General features: G+C 71.4%; 16 protein-coding genes. 11 read left to right on the top strand and 5 right to left on the bottom strand.

Going from position 1 to position 14,990, the window contains the following annotated elements:
• Nucleotides 1-20 precede the first annotated feature (20 nt).
• The 5 genes from ACW9J6_RS19590 (at nucleotide 21) to ACW9J6_RS19570 (ending at nucleotide 3,424) form a co-directional block, all read left to right on the top strand.
• Complete coding sequence (locus ACW9J6_RS19590) at nucleotides 21-401, top strand: DUF427 domain-containing protein (protein WP_457118183.1); 381 nt, start codon at nucleotides 21-23, stop codon at nucleotides 399-401.
• Between the two features lie 438 nt (nucleotides 402-839).
• Nucleotides 840-1,751, top strand: coding sequence for an acetylglutamate kinase (gene argB / locus ACW9J6_RS19585; protein WP_457118182.1), 912 nt, complete (start codon nucleotides 840-842; stop codon nucleotides 1,749-1,751).
• Nucleotides 1,752-1,840: 89 nt separating this feature from the next.
• A complete protein-coding gene (locus ACW9J6_RS19580; protein ID WP_457118181.1) occupies nucleotides 1,841-2,572 on the top strand; it encodes a pyrimidine 5'-nucleotidase in 732 nt (243 codons plus the stop codon).
• Between the two features lie 127 nt (nucleotides 2,573-2,699).
• Entirely contained in the window at nucleotides 2,700-3,113 is a 414-nt protein-coding gene (locus ACW9J6_RS19575) for a metallopeptidase family protein (RefSeq protein WP_457118180.1), read from the top strand.
• 20 nt (nucleotides 3,114-3,133) lie between these two features.
• Nucleotides 3,134-3,424 (top strand): hypothetical protein, encoded by a 291-nt coding sequence (locus ACW9J6_RS19570; RefSeq protein WP_457118179.1) that lies wholly within the window; start codon nucleotides 3,134-3,136, stop codon nucleotides 3,422-3,424.
• A gap of 676 nt (nucleotides 3,425-4,100) precedes the next feature.
• Here ACW9J6_RS19570 and ACW9J6_RS19565 read toward each other — a convergent pair.
• Nucleotides 4,101-5,303, bottom strand: coding sequence for a TadE/TadG family type IV pilus assembly protein (locus tag ACW9J6_RS19565; protein WP_457118178.1), 1,203 nt, complete (start codon nucleotides 5,301-5,303; stop codon nucleotides 4,101-4,103).
• Nucleotides 5,304-5,957: 654 nt separating this feature from the next.
• On the opposite strand from ACW9J6_RS19565, the gene msrB reads away from it, so the two are divergent.
• The gene (gene msrB, locus ACW9J6_RS19560) at nucleotides 5,958-6,407 is read left to right on the top strand and encodes a peptide-methionine (R)-S-oxide reductase MsrB (protein WP_457118177.1); all 450 of its coding nucleotides are present in this window, start codon (nucleotides 5,958-5,960) and stop codon (nucleotides 6,405-6,407) included.
• Between the two features lie 212 nt (nucleotides 6,408-6,619).
• Here msrB and ACW9J6_RS19555 read toward each other — a convergent pair whose 3' ends face one another.
• The 4 genes from ACW9J6_RS19555 to ACW9J6_RS19540 all read right to left on the bottom strand — a co-directional run bounded on the left by ACW9J6_RS19555 (nucleotide 6,620) and on the right by ACW9J6_RS19540 (nucleotide 10,221).
• Nucleotides 6,620-7,507, bottom strand: a complete 888-nt coding sequence (locus ACW9J6_RS19555; RefSeq protein ID WP_457118176.1) for a S66 peptidase family protein — start codon at nucleotides 7,505-7,507, stop codon at nucleotides 6,620-6,622.
• Between the two features lie 69 nt (nucleotides 7,508-7,576).
• Nucleotides 7,577-8,809, bottom strand: coding sequence for a peptide ABC transporter permease (locus ACW9J6_RS19550; RefSeq protein ID WP_457118175.1), 1,233 nt, complete (start codon nucleotides 8,807-8,809; stop codon nucleotides 7,577-7,579).
• 131 nt (nucleotides 8,810-8,940) lie between these two features.
• Nucleotides 8,941-9,201: a hypothetical protein gene (locus ACW9J6_RS19545; protein WP_457118174.1), complete on the bottom strand. Its 261-nt coding sequence runs from the start codon at nucleotides 9,199-9,201 to the stop codon at nucleotides 8,941-8,943.
• 6 nt (nucleotides 9,202-9,207) lie between these two features.
• Nucleotides 9,208-10,221 carry a WD40 repeat domain-containing protein gene (locus ACW9J6_RS19540; protein WP_457118173.1) on the bottom strand — a complete coding sequence of 338 codons (1,014 nt, stop codon included), beginning with the start codon at nucleotides 10,219-10,221 and terminating at the stop codon, nucleotides 9,208-9,210.
• Nucleotides 10,222-10,453: 232 nt separating this feature from the next.
• Between ACW9J6_RS19540 and ACW9J6_RS19535 the strand changes: the two genes are divergently transcribed.
• From ACW9J6_RS19535 to ACW9J6_RS19515, 5 genes are all read left to right on the top strand, one after another.
• Nucleotides 10,454-10,861: a response regulator gene (locus ACW9J6_RS19535; protein WP_457118172.1), complete on the top strand. Its 408-nt coding sequence runs from the start codon at nucleotides 10,454-10,456 to the stop codon at nucleotides 10,859-10,861.
• Nucleotides 10,862-10,884: 23 nt separating this feature from the next.
• Nucleotides 10,885-11,265 (top strand): photosystem reaction center subunit H, encoded by a 381-nt coding sequence (locus tag ACW9J6_RS19530; RefSeq protein WP_457118171.1) that lies wholly within the window; start codon nucleotides 10,885-10,887, stop codon nucleotides 11,263-11,265.
• Between the two features lie 356 nt (nucleotides 11,266-11,621).
• A complete protein-coding gene (locus ACW9J6_RS19525; RefSeq protein WP_457118170.1) occupies nucleotides 11,622-11,957 on the top strand; it encodes a hypothetical protein in 336 nt (111 codons plus the stop codon).
• 149 nt (nucleotides 11,958-12,106) lie between these two features.
• A complete protein-coding gene (locus ACW9J6_RS19520) occupies nucleotides 12,107-13,303 on the top strand; it encodes an MFS transporter (protein WP_457118169.1) in 1,197 nt (398 codons plus the stop codon).
• A 127-nt stretch (nucleotides 13,304-13,430) separates the two neighbouring features.
• Nucleotides 13,431-14,957 (top strand): class I adenylate-forming enzyme family protein, encoded by a 1,527-nt coding sequence (locus ACW9J6_RS19515; RefSeq protein ID WP_457118168.1) that lies wholly within the window; start codon nucleotides 13,431-13,433, stop codon nucleotides 14,955-14,957.
• The last annotated feature ends 33 nt before the right edge of the window (nucleotides 14,958-14,990 follow it).

Raw genomic sequence — 14,990 nt, 5'->3', positions numbered from 1 at the left:
GTCCGAACCAGGAGATCATCATGACCGAGCGCCCCATCAAGAGTCCCGGACCCGATCACCCGATCACCCTCGAGCCGAACGACGGCCGCGTGGTGGTCATCGTGGGCGGACGTGTGATCGCGGACACCACAGAGGCTCTCACCCTGCGCGAGGCGAGCTATCCGCCCGTGCCGTATATTCCGCGCAAAGACGTGGATATGGCAGCGCTGGCCCGCTCCGAGACGACGACCGACTGCCCGTATAAGGGCGAGGCATCCTCCTTCAGCATCCCTGCCGGCGGCGAGAGGTCGGTTGATGCGGTCTGGACTTACGAGGCGCCCTACGGCGCCGTGGCCGAGATCGAGAGCCGCCTCGCCTTTTATCCCGACCGCATCGACGCGATCGAGCAACACACCGCCTGAGCGGCGTCTCCCAAACAGACCCGCACCGGCGCGGCGGGAGCAGCAGGGGATGCCCGCCCCGCGCTGACGCATGATTCGCGACCGGAAGCCCCAAGCAGATGGCGAGCAGGTGGCTCTGCTTCAGCACGGTCCACGCTCCGAGCGCCCCGAAGATCTTGCGCAGCAACAGCATGGCCTTGAAACCCCGAATCGTGCGCCGTTCCGTGCCGAACGAGCGGAACCCACCGGCCCGCGGCCTTGAACGGGCGTCACCGACCGGACGGGCTGCCGCCACAGCCCTGTCCCGTCATCATCCCGTCGCAGAGCCGTCCCTACACGCGGCCTTCCGCGCCGGGCAGCGGCCTGGATGCGGGCGCCGCGGCTTCCGGCCCCCGGCATCCTGCGCTAGAACCCGCCGCCCCCGAGCGGACGGGGCCGATCGAGAGGGACGTCGTCACGATGAGCCAGAAAGAGGACGCGCTGCCCAACGTTCACGTGCGCGCCGAGGTGCTGGTGCAGGCGCTGCCCCACATGCAGCGCTACGACGAGGAGATCGTCGTCATCAAGTACGGCGGCCACGCCATGGGCGACCGGGCGGCCGCGGAGGACTTCGCCGAGGACGTCGTCCTGCTGGAGCAGTCCGGCCTCAAGCCGGTCATCGTCCACGGCGGCGGGCCGCAGATCGGCCGCATGCTCGACCGGCTCGGCATCAAGTCGGAGTTCCGCGAGGGCCTGCGCGTCACCGACGAGGCCACCGTCGAGGTGGTCGAGATGGTCCTGGCCGGCTCGATCAACAAGCAGATCGTCGGCTGGATCTCGGCCGAGGGCGGCAAGGCGATCGGCCTGTGCGGCAAGGACGGCAACATGGTGCAGGCCCGCCGGGCCACCCGCACCGTGGTCGATCCCGATTCGCACATCGAGCGCCACGTGGATCTCGGCCTCGTCGGCGAGCCGGAGCGGGTCAACCGGGCGGTGCTCGACGCGGTGCTGAAGGCCGAGCTGATCCCGGTGCTGGCCCCCGTGGCGGTGGGCTCCGACGGCCAGACCTACAACGTGAACGCCGACACCTTCGCGGGGGCGATCGCGGGCGCGATGCGCGCCAAGCGCCTGCTGCTCCTCACCGACGTGCCGGGCGTGCTCGACAAGGACAAGAAGCTGATCCCGGAACTTTCCGTCGAGGATTGCCGCCGCCTGATCGCCGACGGCACCATCACGGGCGGCATGATCCCCAAGATCGAGACCTGCATCTACGCGATCGAGCAGGGCGTCGAGGCGGTGGTCATCCTGGACGGCAAGGTCCCGCACTCGGTGCTGCTGGAGCTGTTCACCGATTACGGCGCCGGCACGCTGATCCGCCGCAGCGCGGTCTGACGCGTTTCCCCGCTTCCTTTCCGGGCGGGGACGCTTATCTTGGATGCCCGGGGGCCGTGGGGCCCCCTTCGCGTCGAATGGACCAGACGGTGTTCCTTCCGAGCGAGAGCCACCTCACCGCCCCGAACGCCCGCGGCTTCGGGGGGGTCGACACCTGGGTGTTCGACCTCGACAACACGCTCTACCCGCACGACGCCCGCGTCTGGCCGCAGATCGACGAGCGCATCACCCTCTACGTGATGAACCTGTTCGGGATCGACGGGCTCTCGGCGCGCGCCCTGCAGAAGTACTTCTACCACCGCTACGGCACGACCCTGCGGGCGCTGATGGACGAGTGGGAGGTCGACCCCTACGACTTCCTCGACTTCGCCCACGACATCGACCATTCGGGCATCGCGCTCAACCCCGCGCTGGGCCGGGCGATCGAGGCGCTGCCGGGCCGCAAGCTGATCCTCACCAACGGCTCGCGGCGCCACGCGGAGAACGTGGCGGCCAAGCTCGGCATCCTCGACCATTTCGAGGACGTGTTCGACATCGCGGCGGCGGGCTTCGTGCCCAAGCCCGAGCGCTCCGCCTACGAGACCTTCCTCGACCGGCACGGGGTCGATCCGGCCCGCTCGGCCCTGTTCGAGGACATCGCCAAGAACCTCGTGGTGCCCCACGACCTCGGCATGGCGACGGTGCTGGTGGTGCCCCGCACCGTCGACCCGTTCCGCGACCCGTTCGAGCAGGAGGCCGTGCGCGCCCCGCACATCGACCACATCACCAACGACCTCGCGGGCTTCCTCGCCGAGCGGGTCGCGCCCACGCTCGCCCGATGAGCCCGGCGGGACATGACGGGGAGAGCGACCCGATGGAGGTCTGGGGCCGGCGGATCGGCCGCGGCCTCGGGGCGCTCGCATGCGTCGCGATGGCGTGGTGGCTCGGCGTTCAGCTGAGGCTCTGGGGATGACGGACTGGAGCACCGCGCGGGCGCCCGACCTCGCCGCCATCGAGACCCTGGCGGAGGCGGCCTTCGCGCGGCTGCCGGAGGGCTTTCGGCGGCTCTGCGAGGGCGTGGTGATCCGGGTCGAGGACTTCCCGGACGACGAGACCCTCGACGAGATGGGCTGCGAGAGCGAGTTCGACCTGCTCGGCCTGTTCCGCGGCACCGGCCTCGCGCAGGGCGGGGGCGCGGCGGCCCTCGCCACGGGGCAGTTCCCCAACATGGTCTGGCTCTACCGCCGCCCGCTCCTCGACTACTGGGCCGACCACGACGAGACGCTCGGCGCCCTCGTCACCCACGTGCTCGTCCACGAGATCGGCCACCATGTCGGCCTGTCGGATGCCGACATGGCGCGGATCGAGGCGCAGGCGGGCTGAGCCGGGATGGGAGCGCCACCGTGGAGCAGCCCGCCATCGTCGTGCGGGCCGAGCGGCACGACATCGACGCGTCGATCCTGCGCGCGGCCGAGACCCGGTGGCTGAAGGTCGCCCGGATCATCGGGACCGTCATGACCGCGACGCGGGATCCCGCCGGGCGCACGACGCTGAGGGATCGGGAAGCGGGCCACCGCCGCGTCCTTTCCAGCCCCCATCGACACAGTCCCGGAGCGCCCGGCCATGCGCCCTCGAGGGTGCGCCGCGGCGCGCGGGCCCGGAATGGTCCGAGAGCGTCGATCGTGCGGCGATGATGGCCCGGAGGGGAGAGTGGCGCCAACCCACCGAATCCTCGAAGGCGCGCCCGGCGTGCATGGAAGCGAGGTGAGCGCGCTCCGGCGCCCGGTGCCACCTCCAGGACAGCGAGAGCCTTCGTCGACGACGAAGGCGCGGACTCGTCGGAGAATGCTGCAGGATCGAAGTCGAGAGCAGGTCTGAGGCTTCACGCTGAACGACGTCCGCTCCCGTCGTCATGGGACCCGAGCTCGGGTGCATCCCGAGCCGAGTCCAGATGGACCTTAGCCCCGTTCGTGAGACGGCTTGCGCGCCAGGGGCAGCAGCAGATCCAGACGGAGGAAATCAGGTTGCTGAGGAAAGGCAAGGCTCACCAGGGCACCCCAGCCACCATGATTGCCCGCGAGCCTTCAATCGGGTCATCCACCTCCGCGTGGCTCATAAAGCCAGTTCTGAAGGACGTCCCGTCTGGATCGATCGTGTTGGCAACTGCAAAACATCCATCTGAGATATCGATAATCTGATGACTTCGCGCCGAAGCATCGGCGCGGGATCGGTCAGAGACTTCACGCGCGCAACCATGTTGCTAAAATTTACATTTCACGCAAGCGCGATCGTGCGGCCAGTTGGGTCCGGGCGGCGGCGCCCGATCTTCGCCCTGACGAGACCTCTGAGCACGACGGCATCGTCGCGCGACTATTGAGACAGACGAATCCCTCCCGATGCCGTACTCGGTCCGACACCCTGCGGTACGGGCACCGACGCTCCAGCATAATTACTGTTGATGTAGAGCGTCGCCGACCCATCAACTTGAATTTGCTTGGCAACAACGACAGTCCATGGCGATTGGTCGGAAACCTTGTTACCTTTACCACTTACGGCGAGTGTCGCACTCGGTACGTATACGGTTCCATGCAACTTGCGAACGTTCGTTGCGGAAAGATCGACCACTCCGGTTAGAGAGCGATCTGTTACGAACACGAACCCAGCGTACGATCCACTCTTGCGACCCTCAAGCGTCACGGAAGCATTTCCGTGGAACGCGATCGATGTAAAACCTTTGAGGATCATGACGACATCTGTTCCGGAAATCTGCGAGTTGCCCGCCATCTTTATCGAGCTGCCTACGAAGTAATGCTCCCCAGGCATCAGAACTATATTGCTATTTCCAGCGAGGGAAATGTCTCCGCAGTGAGTGCCTGGGTTCAAGTAAACAGTGCTCGACGTGAGTGCCACGTCGCACTGCGTTGGGACTGCGATGCTCATCGCCGCGAACGGATCGGCGATCGACGGGGCCTGCGTGACCGGAGCGGGGCTGATCGACCCGGATGCCGCTCCCACCGTGCGCGCCGCACCCGCACTCACGGACGTGCCGCTCGCCGCAACGAGGTCGCCGTTGCTCTGAACGAGGCATCCCGCGGCACTGAGGACACCGCTCCCGCTGAGGCTGACGACCTGACTTCCCCCACTCTGAATCCCCAGCACGCACAAGGGAGTGCCAGCGGTCCGGATCCCGGTGGCGGTGGCGCTCAGGTTCCACCCGCCCGGTGGCAGCAGGCTGCCGAAGAAGGACCCGCGATGGGCGTCCTGATGGACGGTCACCGACCGGGCCGCGGTGTCGAGCGTGGCGGAAGATGTCACCGACCAGCGCAGCCTGAGTGGGTCGGCGAGCCTGTCGGCGAAGGCCTGGGCGCGATCGGCGGTGGTCGTGGAGAGGTCGACGCCGAGTTCGCCGGCGCCGTTCAACGCCGCCGTATCGACGATGGTCTGGAGCTTGGATTTCGTGTTCAGCACCTCGGCAATCTCGAACGTGCCGATTGAGCCCATGGCCAGGACCGGAAGGGCGACGCTGAAGATGGTGATGACGGACGCGTCGCTCGCTCCTCGTAAGGAGCTCACCTGTGGACCAATCTTGAAATTAAGTCGCACATGAGGCGTTACTTTTTTAAATTTCTATCTTTGTATGGACCCAATATGAGTTAGAGTGTGCAGATTAATTAATAGTTTCAAGGCCGGCTTTTTTGTGCCTTCGCTTTGGGTCCCGGCAGACGCTAACATGGTCGAGCGGATTGGGTTTGGACTCTCCCCTTCGCCCCGCACCCGCGGCAGGGCGCTCGCCTTCGGGCGGCTGGTGCGGAACCGGCCGCGCGCGATGGCGATAACGGGCAGCGGGACGGCCACAGCGGCGAACAGGACGAGGAAGTACGGCCGGAACAGCGAGCCCCGCGGAGGGATCGGGGAGCGGGCCATCGCCGCGTCCTTTCCAGCTGCCATCGACATAATCCCGGAGCGCCCGGCCCCGCGGCCTCGAGGGAGCGCCCCGGCGCGCGGACCCGGGCTTGTCCGAGAGGGTCGGCGGGAACCGCGGCGGCGGTGGCGCGAGCGGCGCGCCGGTTCAGGTCCGCGGCGTCGTCCCGCGGTGAGGCGGCCCGCGCTCGCCGAGGGCATTCTCCGCGCGGTCGCGACGGCGCTCCCTCCCGAGCCGCGCGCCCTCGCGCGCGCCGGCGGCGGAGCCCATATGGGGGCCTCGACCAACAGCGCACCGAGCGGGACATGCCAGCCTACGAGAAGAACGCCGCAGCGATCGCCCGGCTCTCCCCGGAGCAGTACCGCGTGACGCAGCAGAACGGCACCGAGCGGCCCGGGACCGGAGCGTATCTGGAGAACAAGGAACCGGGCCTCTACGTCGACATCGTGTCGGGGGAGCCCCTGTTCGCCTCATCCGACAAGTACGAATCGGGGTGCGGCTGGCCGAGCTTCACTAAGCCCATCGAGCCTGCGAACGTGGCCGAACGGCGCGATGCCACGCACGGGATGATCCGCACCGAGGTCCGTTCGACGCACGGCGACAGTCATCTCGGGCACGTCTTCCCGGATGGCCCTAGGGACCGCGGCGGTCTGCGCTACTGCATCAATTCGGCCGCGCTGAGATTCATTCATCGCGACGACATGGAGGCCGAGGGCTACGGGGCCTATCTCGATCAGATCGAGGAGCGGCGTTGAGCGGGAGCCGCCGACGGCCGACCGGTGAGGCGGCCCCGCGGACAGGGTTCTGGATCGAGGTCCACCCGGTGTGGGGTTGAGGACGGTGTCACGGGAGGCGGTCTCCGATCTGCCGACCGCGCGGCGCCGCTTGAGGCTCACGGGCGGAGGGGCGCATCCAGGTTCGGGCGGGGCGGCGTCCGCGCGGTCTTCAGCCCCGCGGGGTCCGTCGATCAGCGGTGAACCGTCAGGGTGCCGGCGCCGACATCGAGCGTCGCCGCGATTCCCACCGGCACGCTCAGCGGTTCCTCGCCATGCCCAAGGGGAAGCCCACCGAGGACGGGCACCTGCAACCCGTGCAGGTGATGCGTCAGGAGGTCGACGATGTCGGCGCCGCGCCTCGGCGCAAAGCCCGTGAACTGCCCGAGCGCAACGCCCGCGACGCCCGAGAGGTGCCCGGCCTTCGCGAGCATCGTCAGCTGCCGGTCGACCTGGCCGATCGGCATGTCGACGGCTTCGAGCAGCAGGATCGCGCCTCGCAGCGACGGAAGCGCCCAGCCCGCCGCGGTCGCGACCGCGTCGAGGTTGCCGCCGAGCAGGCGGCCCCGGGCCGTGCCGGGCCTGGTCACCGCGGCGGTCAAGTCCCGGCCTCGCGCCGCGATGACGATGTCGCCGCACCCCATGAGGACCTCGCGCAGTGCCCGCTCGTTCGCCGGACCGCCCGTCGGCAGGAGAGCGCCGTGCACGCCGGGCAGGCCGGTCTGCGCCGCGATGGCGAGGTGCAGGTGCGTGATGTCGCTGAAGCCGACGACAGGTTTGGGATCGCGTCGCAGGGCCTCGAAATCCAACCGGTCCGCGATCCGGTACGACCCTTTCCCACCCCTTGTGGCGAAGACCGCACGGATCGCCGGGTCGCGAAACGCGGCATCGAGGTCGGCCAGCCGCTCCTCATCCGTCCCGGCCAGGTAGCCGAGCGTCTCGAAGACGAAGCGGCCGCAATCGACGTCGAGCCCCCATGCTCTCAGCCGGGCCGCGCAACGCGAGACCTCGTCCCTGTCGGGGGTGCTGGCAGGGGAGACGAACCGGATCCGGTCCCCCGGCCGCAGGAATGGAACGCCCACGGGATCCTCTCGCGTCGAGCGGCCGGCACCGACCGGGCTCCTCGCGGGCCCACCTCGTCCGACGCGACCCTACCCGTTGCCCCGCACCCGCGGCAGGGCGCTCGCCTTCGGGCGGCTGGTGCGGAACTGGCCGCGCTCGATGGCGATGAAGGCCAGCACCGCCACCGCCACGCTGGTGAGCCACCACACCACCGTGGCGCTCATGCCCAGGCACGAGGAGGCGAAGGCCGTCATGGCGGTCGCCATGGCGCCCGGCGTCAGGGAGGGATGGTCGCGGCCCGAGCGCACCACCGCCGACCACAGCAGGAAGGCGGCCGCGAAGGCCCCGACCACGCCGAGTTCGTACCAGATCTCGAACAGCAGCGAGGTCGGCGCGCTCGGCGGCAGCATCCCGACCATCCGCCCGCGCAGGGCCGTCTCGAAGCCGTGGCCGGTGAGGAGGCGCAGGGGCTCGCTCGTCACCACCTTCTGCCAGGTCTTCAGCGCTTGGGAGAGCGGGTGCAGGGTGCCGAGCAGCGGCGCCGCCAGCGGTCGCAGCACGAAGGGCACCAGGGGGCCGAGCGCCACGAGGCCCGCGGCGACGCCCGCGGTGATCCGCACGCCGACCTCCTGGCGCCACGCCGCGAGCGCGAAGGCCGCCGCGCCCGCCGCCAGCGCCAGCAGCGGCACCGGGCTCGGCGCCAGGACCAGGGCGAGCGCCACCGCCACGGCCACCGCCAGGCCCTCCAGGTCGCGGCGCCGCGAGCGCAGCCACGCGACCGCCGGCCAGACCAGGAGCGCCAGCAGCATGGCGCCGCGCTCCAGGGTCGAATCGTCGTCGAGCCCCAGGCGCAGGGCCGCCCCGCTGAACAGCCCGAGCGCCACCGCGGCGATCGCCGCGATGCCGACGCCCAGCGGCAGCAGGTAGGCGTTGGCGGCGCGCATCCGGTCCGGCAGGGCGAGGTAGCCCGCGAGCGTCAGCCCCACCGTGATCGCCACGTTGAGGAGCCGCTCCGACGCGGTGCCCGGGAAGGGCGACCACACGATCGACAGGGCCGTCCAGGCGACGAGCACCCCGCCCGCCGCCATGGCGCGGGTGCGCAGGACCCGCCGCAGCCCCTGGCGGGCCGGCCGCGCCGCCCCGTCGAGCACCGTCGCGAGGCACAGGATCACCACGCCGATCGGCACCAGGATGACGATCGCCCGTCGCGAGAGGAGCGCGGCCAGCGGCACCACCACCACCAGGGCGATGAAGCCGATGCGGCGCAGCAGGGCCGCCGCGTCGGCGGCCGGATCAGGCGAGGGGGAAGCCGCGCGCGGCATGGTCGAGGAGCCCTCGGGCGGGCACGCGAGCGGCCCGCATCCCGTCCGTCCTAGAGAGCCGGGCGGCGGAGCGCTGTAGATGCGATGCAACACTCCTGGCCGCGAGACCGCTGCGCCGCGGCAGCCGCCGGTCAGGCCAGCGCCGCGGCCACCTCCGCCTCCGTGACCGCCTCGACGGGTTTGGCGACCTTCACGGCCCGCGCGCGGGCGCCCGGCGCCAGGATCAGGATCACCGTCTCGGTGCCCGGGCAGGCGGGATCGGCGCAGACGATCTCGTTCACCACCAGCGTCACCGCGGGGTCGAACCCGCCGGCCGCCCGCGCCCAGGCAGCGACCCGCGCGCGGCCGGCGGCGTCCGGCCGCTTCCGGCGGAAGGCGGAGAGGAGGTCCACCGACCCTTAGCGCGGCAGGGACAGGATGCCGGCCGCCCCGTCCGCGGCCCCGAAGGCGAGGCGCTCGCCCCCCCGGTCCCAGGCGAGCGCCGTGACGGCGCTGCCCTTCACGGCGGGGCGCACCAGCAGCTCGGAGGCGTCGGTGAAGCGGATCAGCAGCAGGCAGCCGTCCTCGTAGCCGCAGGCCAGGACCGGCGCCTTGGGGTGGAAGGCGACGCGGGAGACCCGGGCCGGGCGCACCCCGCATTCCCGCGGGGCCTTGCCGGTCGGCCCCTCCTTGCTGTCGAAGGGCCAGACGATCGCCGCCTCGGCGCCGCTGGTCGCCAGCCAGTGCCCGTCCGCCGACCACGAGACCGAGCGCACCTTGGCCGGGTAGCCCGACATGCGCATGTGGCCGCGGTCGGGTTGCAGGCGCCAGCCGTGGAGCGCGTTCTCCTGCATGCTCGTGACCACGAAGCGACCGTCCGGCGACCAGGTCGCGTCGAGGTGGGAGCCCTTCCAGGTCAGCGCCTCCGGGGTGGCGTCGAGATTCGGGTACCAGAGGGTGGCGCCGTTGTAATGCGCCAGCGCCAGCCGGTAGCCCTTGGGCGCGAAGGCGAGCCCGCGCACCGTCGAGGGACCCTCGGTCTCCTTCTCGCGGCCCTTGGCGTCCCGGGCGACCACCCGCTTGCCCGCCGCGAAGGCGACCGCGCCTTCGGGATGCAGCGCCAGGGCGTCGATCCAGGCGTCGTTGCGCGCCCGCGCCAGGGTCTCGGTGCCGCCATCGGCCGCGATCGCCACGATGCGCCCGTCGTCACCCCCGGTGACGAGGCGCCGTCCATCCCCCGCGGCCACCAGGATGCCGGCCTCGGGATGCGCCTCGACCCGGTGCGTCTCCCCGTCGGGGCTCGCCAGCAGCACCGCCCCATCGCCGAGGGCGAGGGCCGCCCGCGCGCCGAGCCAGTGCACCCCGATCACGTGCGCGCCGGCCGCGATCGCGGTGACGGACTCGCTCAGGGACGGGGCGGCGGTGGCGCTCATGCGGCGGAACCCTGCGGGAATGGGCGGCGTGCGAACCGCCTGTCACATGGGTGCGCCGGGCGCAAGGGCGAGGCCCAGGAGCCGGGGATTCACCGCCGGGAGGCCAGGGTTAAGGCTTCGCTCACCAAACCTGCGCAATTCGACGGAAGTGCCGTGAACGGGGTCCGGGCGGGGCCGTTCCAGATTCGGCGACATCGAGGCGTTCGTCGCCGCCTGGATCCGGAGTTGCGTCATGTTCCAGCTTGCCTGCGCGGTCCTCCCGCCCTCGCGCCTGCTGCCGCCGGACACGGTCCTGGTGGTCGAGGACGAGGCCCTGATCTGCGAGATGACCGCGGCCGCCTTCGAGGACGAGGGCTACCGGGTGCTCACCGCCGCCGACGCCGAGGAGGCCGGCCGCATCCTGCAGCGGGAGCAGATCGACATGCTGTTCACGGATATCGACCTCGCCCGCAACACCGACGGCGTGACGCTCGCCCGCGCGGCGCGGCATCGCTGCCCGGACCTGCCGGTTGTCTACACCTCGGGGGGACGGCATAGGCTCGCGGAGGGCGAGGCCGTGGCCGATTCGGTCTTCGTGCCCAAGCCCTACTTTCCGAGCGACGTGGTGGCCCTCGCCAACCGGATGCTCGGACATTTCTGACGAGCCCGGAGCGAGACCCCCTCATGCTGACGCGCGCGATCCTCCTCTCGGCCGCCCTCGCGGCGGCGCCCGGCTTCGCGGTGTCCACCGTGGCGACGTCCGCCTCGGCGGCCGAGACGCCGCCCGCCGGCTGCCCGGCCCTGGCGCTGCCCCTCGACGACGAGATCGCCCGGGTGCCGGCCCTGCGCGAGCCCGCCAACGAGCAGACGGTGCGGGACCTGCGCACCCTCCGCGACGCCGCGATCGTGCTCGACGCCTACAAGTACGGTCCCGAATGCGACCGCCTGAGCGCGATCCTGAAGGACCTCCTGGCCAACCCCCGCAAGACCATCGGCCAGGGCGGGGACACCGACGAGGACAAGGCCGAGGCGGTCGAGGAGACGCGGACCGGCAAGCGGAAGTGACGCCGCCGGTCAGCCCCCGGGGACCGCGATCGCGTCGCGGGATCCTGCGTCGGGCCCCGGTCCGCGTTCCGCGGACGGGCCTGCGCGCGAACCCGCCCAGGGACGGCTGAGAGCCTCGGGCGTGCCGCGCGGTCGCCCCGCGGGCGGGCTTGCCCCCTGCGCTGCAGGTTCCTCGGGGCTCGACTGACGCGCCGCCCGCGGTCACCGATCGGGGCAAGTTCGGGGCAAGTTCGGGGCAAGTTCGGGGATCGTCGGGAACAGGAAGCGCCCCATCGGACCAACGGCCCAGGATGCTGACGCATCGGGCCGTCGACCATCCCGAAGGATCGTCCAGCCCCACCGTCAGAACCTTGGGCTTGGCGTCGACCAGTGGCTTTCCCAGGCAAGCTCCTGAAACGTCCGCCACGAGCGGTGGCGCGATCATCGGCGCGGCCGGGACGAACGGCGTCGTCGCGATCGTCGGTGCGGCCACGCTCGGCTGGGCACGGGACAACCAGCCGGCGACGAATGACGCGGGGCTCTCCGGCGTCAGCCGGCTGGTGGCGACGCGGGTCGCCGTCGTCCTGGCCCGCGTCGCCGCGGCGGTCGGCTGGCCGCTGTTCTGGCAGGGCGCCGCCTGCTGCGGGCTCATGGTGACGCGCCTGGTCGTGCGGCACGCCTTCGCGGAGGCGCAGTCCGCCCGTAGGCCGTGAGGGAGCGGCGCGCGATCCGTGTTCGACGCATGCATGTGCGTTGACTGACCGACAGTCATAATATAGCCGATCAGGACTGGCGGCGGGGCGCCGGCCCGGTTCCGGGACGCGGCGGGGTGCATCCGGATCGTGTTGCAGGAGGGTCGGACATGGCCGATGGAAGCGTCGAGATCTCACGGCGGGTACAGAGCAACGCGGCGGCGACCGTCGCCTTCGTCCTCGTGTGCCTCAATCTGCGCATCGTCTACGGCGGGGTCGGGCCCCTGCTTCCGTCCATGAAGCTGGACCCACTCGTCGTGAGCGCGCTGACGGCGTTCCCGCCGCTCTGCATGGGAGTGTTCGCCCCGCTCGGCGCGGTCTTCGCGCGACGGTTCGGCGAGGAGCGCGCGCTGTTCCTGTCCATCGCCATCCTGACGGCGGGCATCCTCATCCGCTCCTGCGGCGAGTCCGGGCTCCTGGCGGGGACGGTCGTCGCCAGCATCGGCGTCGCCGCGCTCAACGTGCTGACGCCCGTGTTCATCCGGCAGACCTTCGCCGCCAGCCGGATCGGCGTGATGATGGGCGTCTACGCCATGATGATGGGCGTGGGGGGCGGCGTGATGGCGGCGCTCGCCGTGCCCGTCTACCACGCGGCCGGCGAGTCCTGGCCCATCGCGCTGGGAAGCGCGGCCATCCCGGCCATCCTCGCCCTCGCGGCGCTGCTTCCGCTGCTCGGCGCGGGCAGCAAGCCGGTGGCCGTCGGCGGTCCTTCGCGGCCCTGGCACTGGCTGGTCACGCACCCGACCGCCTGGAGCATCGTCGCCTTCTTCGGCATCCACTGCCTGGTCTTCTACGTCGCCCTGTCCTGGCTGCCGGCGATCTACGTGGACAAGGGCGCGACCCCCGCGACGGCCGGCATCGATCTGGCGCTCAGCCTGGTGGGGATCTCGGTCGGCGGCTTCGTGGGGCCGATGCTCGCCGCGCGCCGGCGCGACCACCGCCTCCACATCCTCGCCAGCATCGCGCTCAGCATCGTCGGGATCCTCGGCGTCCTTCTCGCCCCCGCGGCGACCGGCCCGCTCTGGGCGATCATCCTCGGATCGGGCATGGGCGCGGGCCTGGCCATCCCCGGCATCCTCTACGCCAAGCGGACCGCCGACCGGCACCACATGGCGCAGCTGTCCGGCATGGTGCAGGCCTTCGGCTATCCGATCGCCGCCACCGGGCCGGTCATCGCCGCGGCGCTGCGCGGCTGGAGCGGCGGCTGGACGTGGCCCCTCGGCTTCGTCCTGGCCCTGCTGGTTCTCAACGGCGTCATCGGCCTGCGCGGCGGCCGCGACCACGTCATCGGCGTCGAGGGCGCGTGACGACAGGCTTTTCCATCGGTCATTCGAAGACCGGCGAGGATGAGCGCGCCGGGGTCCGGCCGCCCCGGATGACGGCGTGCGCGCGGATGCGGTAGAGGGCGGGACGAACCGTACCGCGGAGACCGCCGTGACCGTTCCCGATCCCGTTCCGGCCCGCTTCAACGGCGCGCGCTACTGCCTGGACGGGCAGGCGCGGCGCCACCCCGACAAGCCGGCCCTGATCCTGGCGGGCGCGGGCGGCGCCGCGCGGGTGCACAGCTACGGGGAGATCGACCGGGCGGTGCGGGCGGTGGCGGCGGGCCTCACCGGCCTCGGCCTCGCCCCGGGCAGCCGGGTGATGATCCGCATGGGCAACGACGCGGATTACGCGATCGTGTATTTCGCGGCCCTCGCGGCGGGGCTGGTGGCGCAGCCCTCGTCGCCCCAGCTCACGCCCGCCGAGGCGGCCTTCCTGATGGAGGATGCCGGGGCCGCCATCGTGGTGGCGTCGGAGGATTGCCCGCTCGATCCGGCGTCGCTCGGCGGCCGCCTGGTGCTGCGCCCGGCCGACGTGGCGCGGATGCGGGCCGGGCCGGCGCTCCCCGCCTATGCCGACACCGCGGCGGACGACCCGGCCACCCTGGTCTACACCTCGGGCACGACGCGCCGGCCGAAGGGCGTGCTGCACGCCCACCGCGCCCTGTGGGGCCGGCGGCCGATGCACGACCACTGGCTCGGACTCACCGAGACCGACGTGGTGCTGCACGCCGGCACCATGAACTGGACCTACACGCTCGGCGTCGGGATGCAGGATCCCTGGGCGCGGGGGGCGACGACGGTGCTCTACACCGGTCCCCGCGACCCGGCCGTGTGGCCGGCGCTGATGGCCCGCCACGGCGCGACCCTGTTCGCGGCGGTGCCGAGCCTCTACCGGCAGATCCTGAAATACGCCGACCTCTCCGCCCACGACCTGTCGCGCCTGCGCCACGGCATCACGGCCGGGGAGGCCCTGTCCCCGGGCCTCCTGGCCGCCTGGACGGCGGCCACGGGCAAGCCCCTCTACGAGGCGCTGGGGATGAGCGAGGTCTCGACCTACATCTCGACCGGCCCGACGCTGCCGGTGCGGCCGGGCTCGCCGGGCCGGCCGCAGCCGGGGCGGCGCGTGGCGATCCTGCCGGTCGAGGGACCGCCGACGCCGCTGCCCCCCGGCGAGACGGGGCTTCTGGCCGTGCACCGCTCCGATCCGGGGCTGATGCTCGGCTACTGGAACCGGCCCGAGGAGGAGGCGGCGGTGTTCCGCGGCGAGTGGTTCGTGGGCGGCGACCTCGCCCGGCTCGACGCGGACGGCTACGTCTGGTTCGAGGGCCGCCACGACGACCTGATGAACGCCTTCGGCTACCGGGTCTCGCCCAACGAGGTCGAGGCGGCGCTGGTCCTGCACCCGGACGTGCAGGAGGTGGCGGTGGCCGAGCGCGCCGTGCGGGACGACGTGCGGGTGATCGCCGCCTACGTGGTGCCGAAGGCGGGCGCGGCGCCGGATCCGGACGCGCTGATCGCGTGGTGCGGGGAGCGGCTCGCCGCCTACAAGTGCCCGCGCGCGGTGGTGTTCGTGGAGGCGCTGCCGCGCACGCCGAACGGGAAGGTGCAGAGGAAGCGGCTGGCGGAGGTGGGGTGAGGCGCACGCCCTCTCCGCGTTCCGCTTGCGGAT

It is taken from the genome of Methylobacterium sp. JK268 (genome assembly GCF_054052225.1).
Note: the sequence above shows the minus strand (reverse complement) of the source record. Positions and strands in the feature narration are given on the sequence as shown.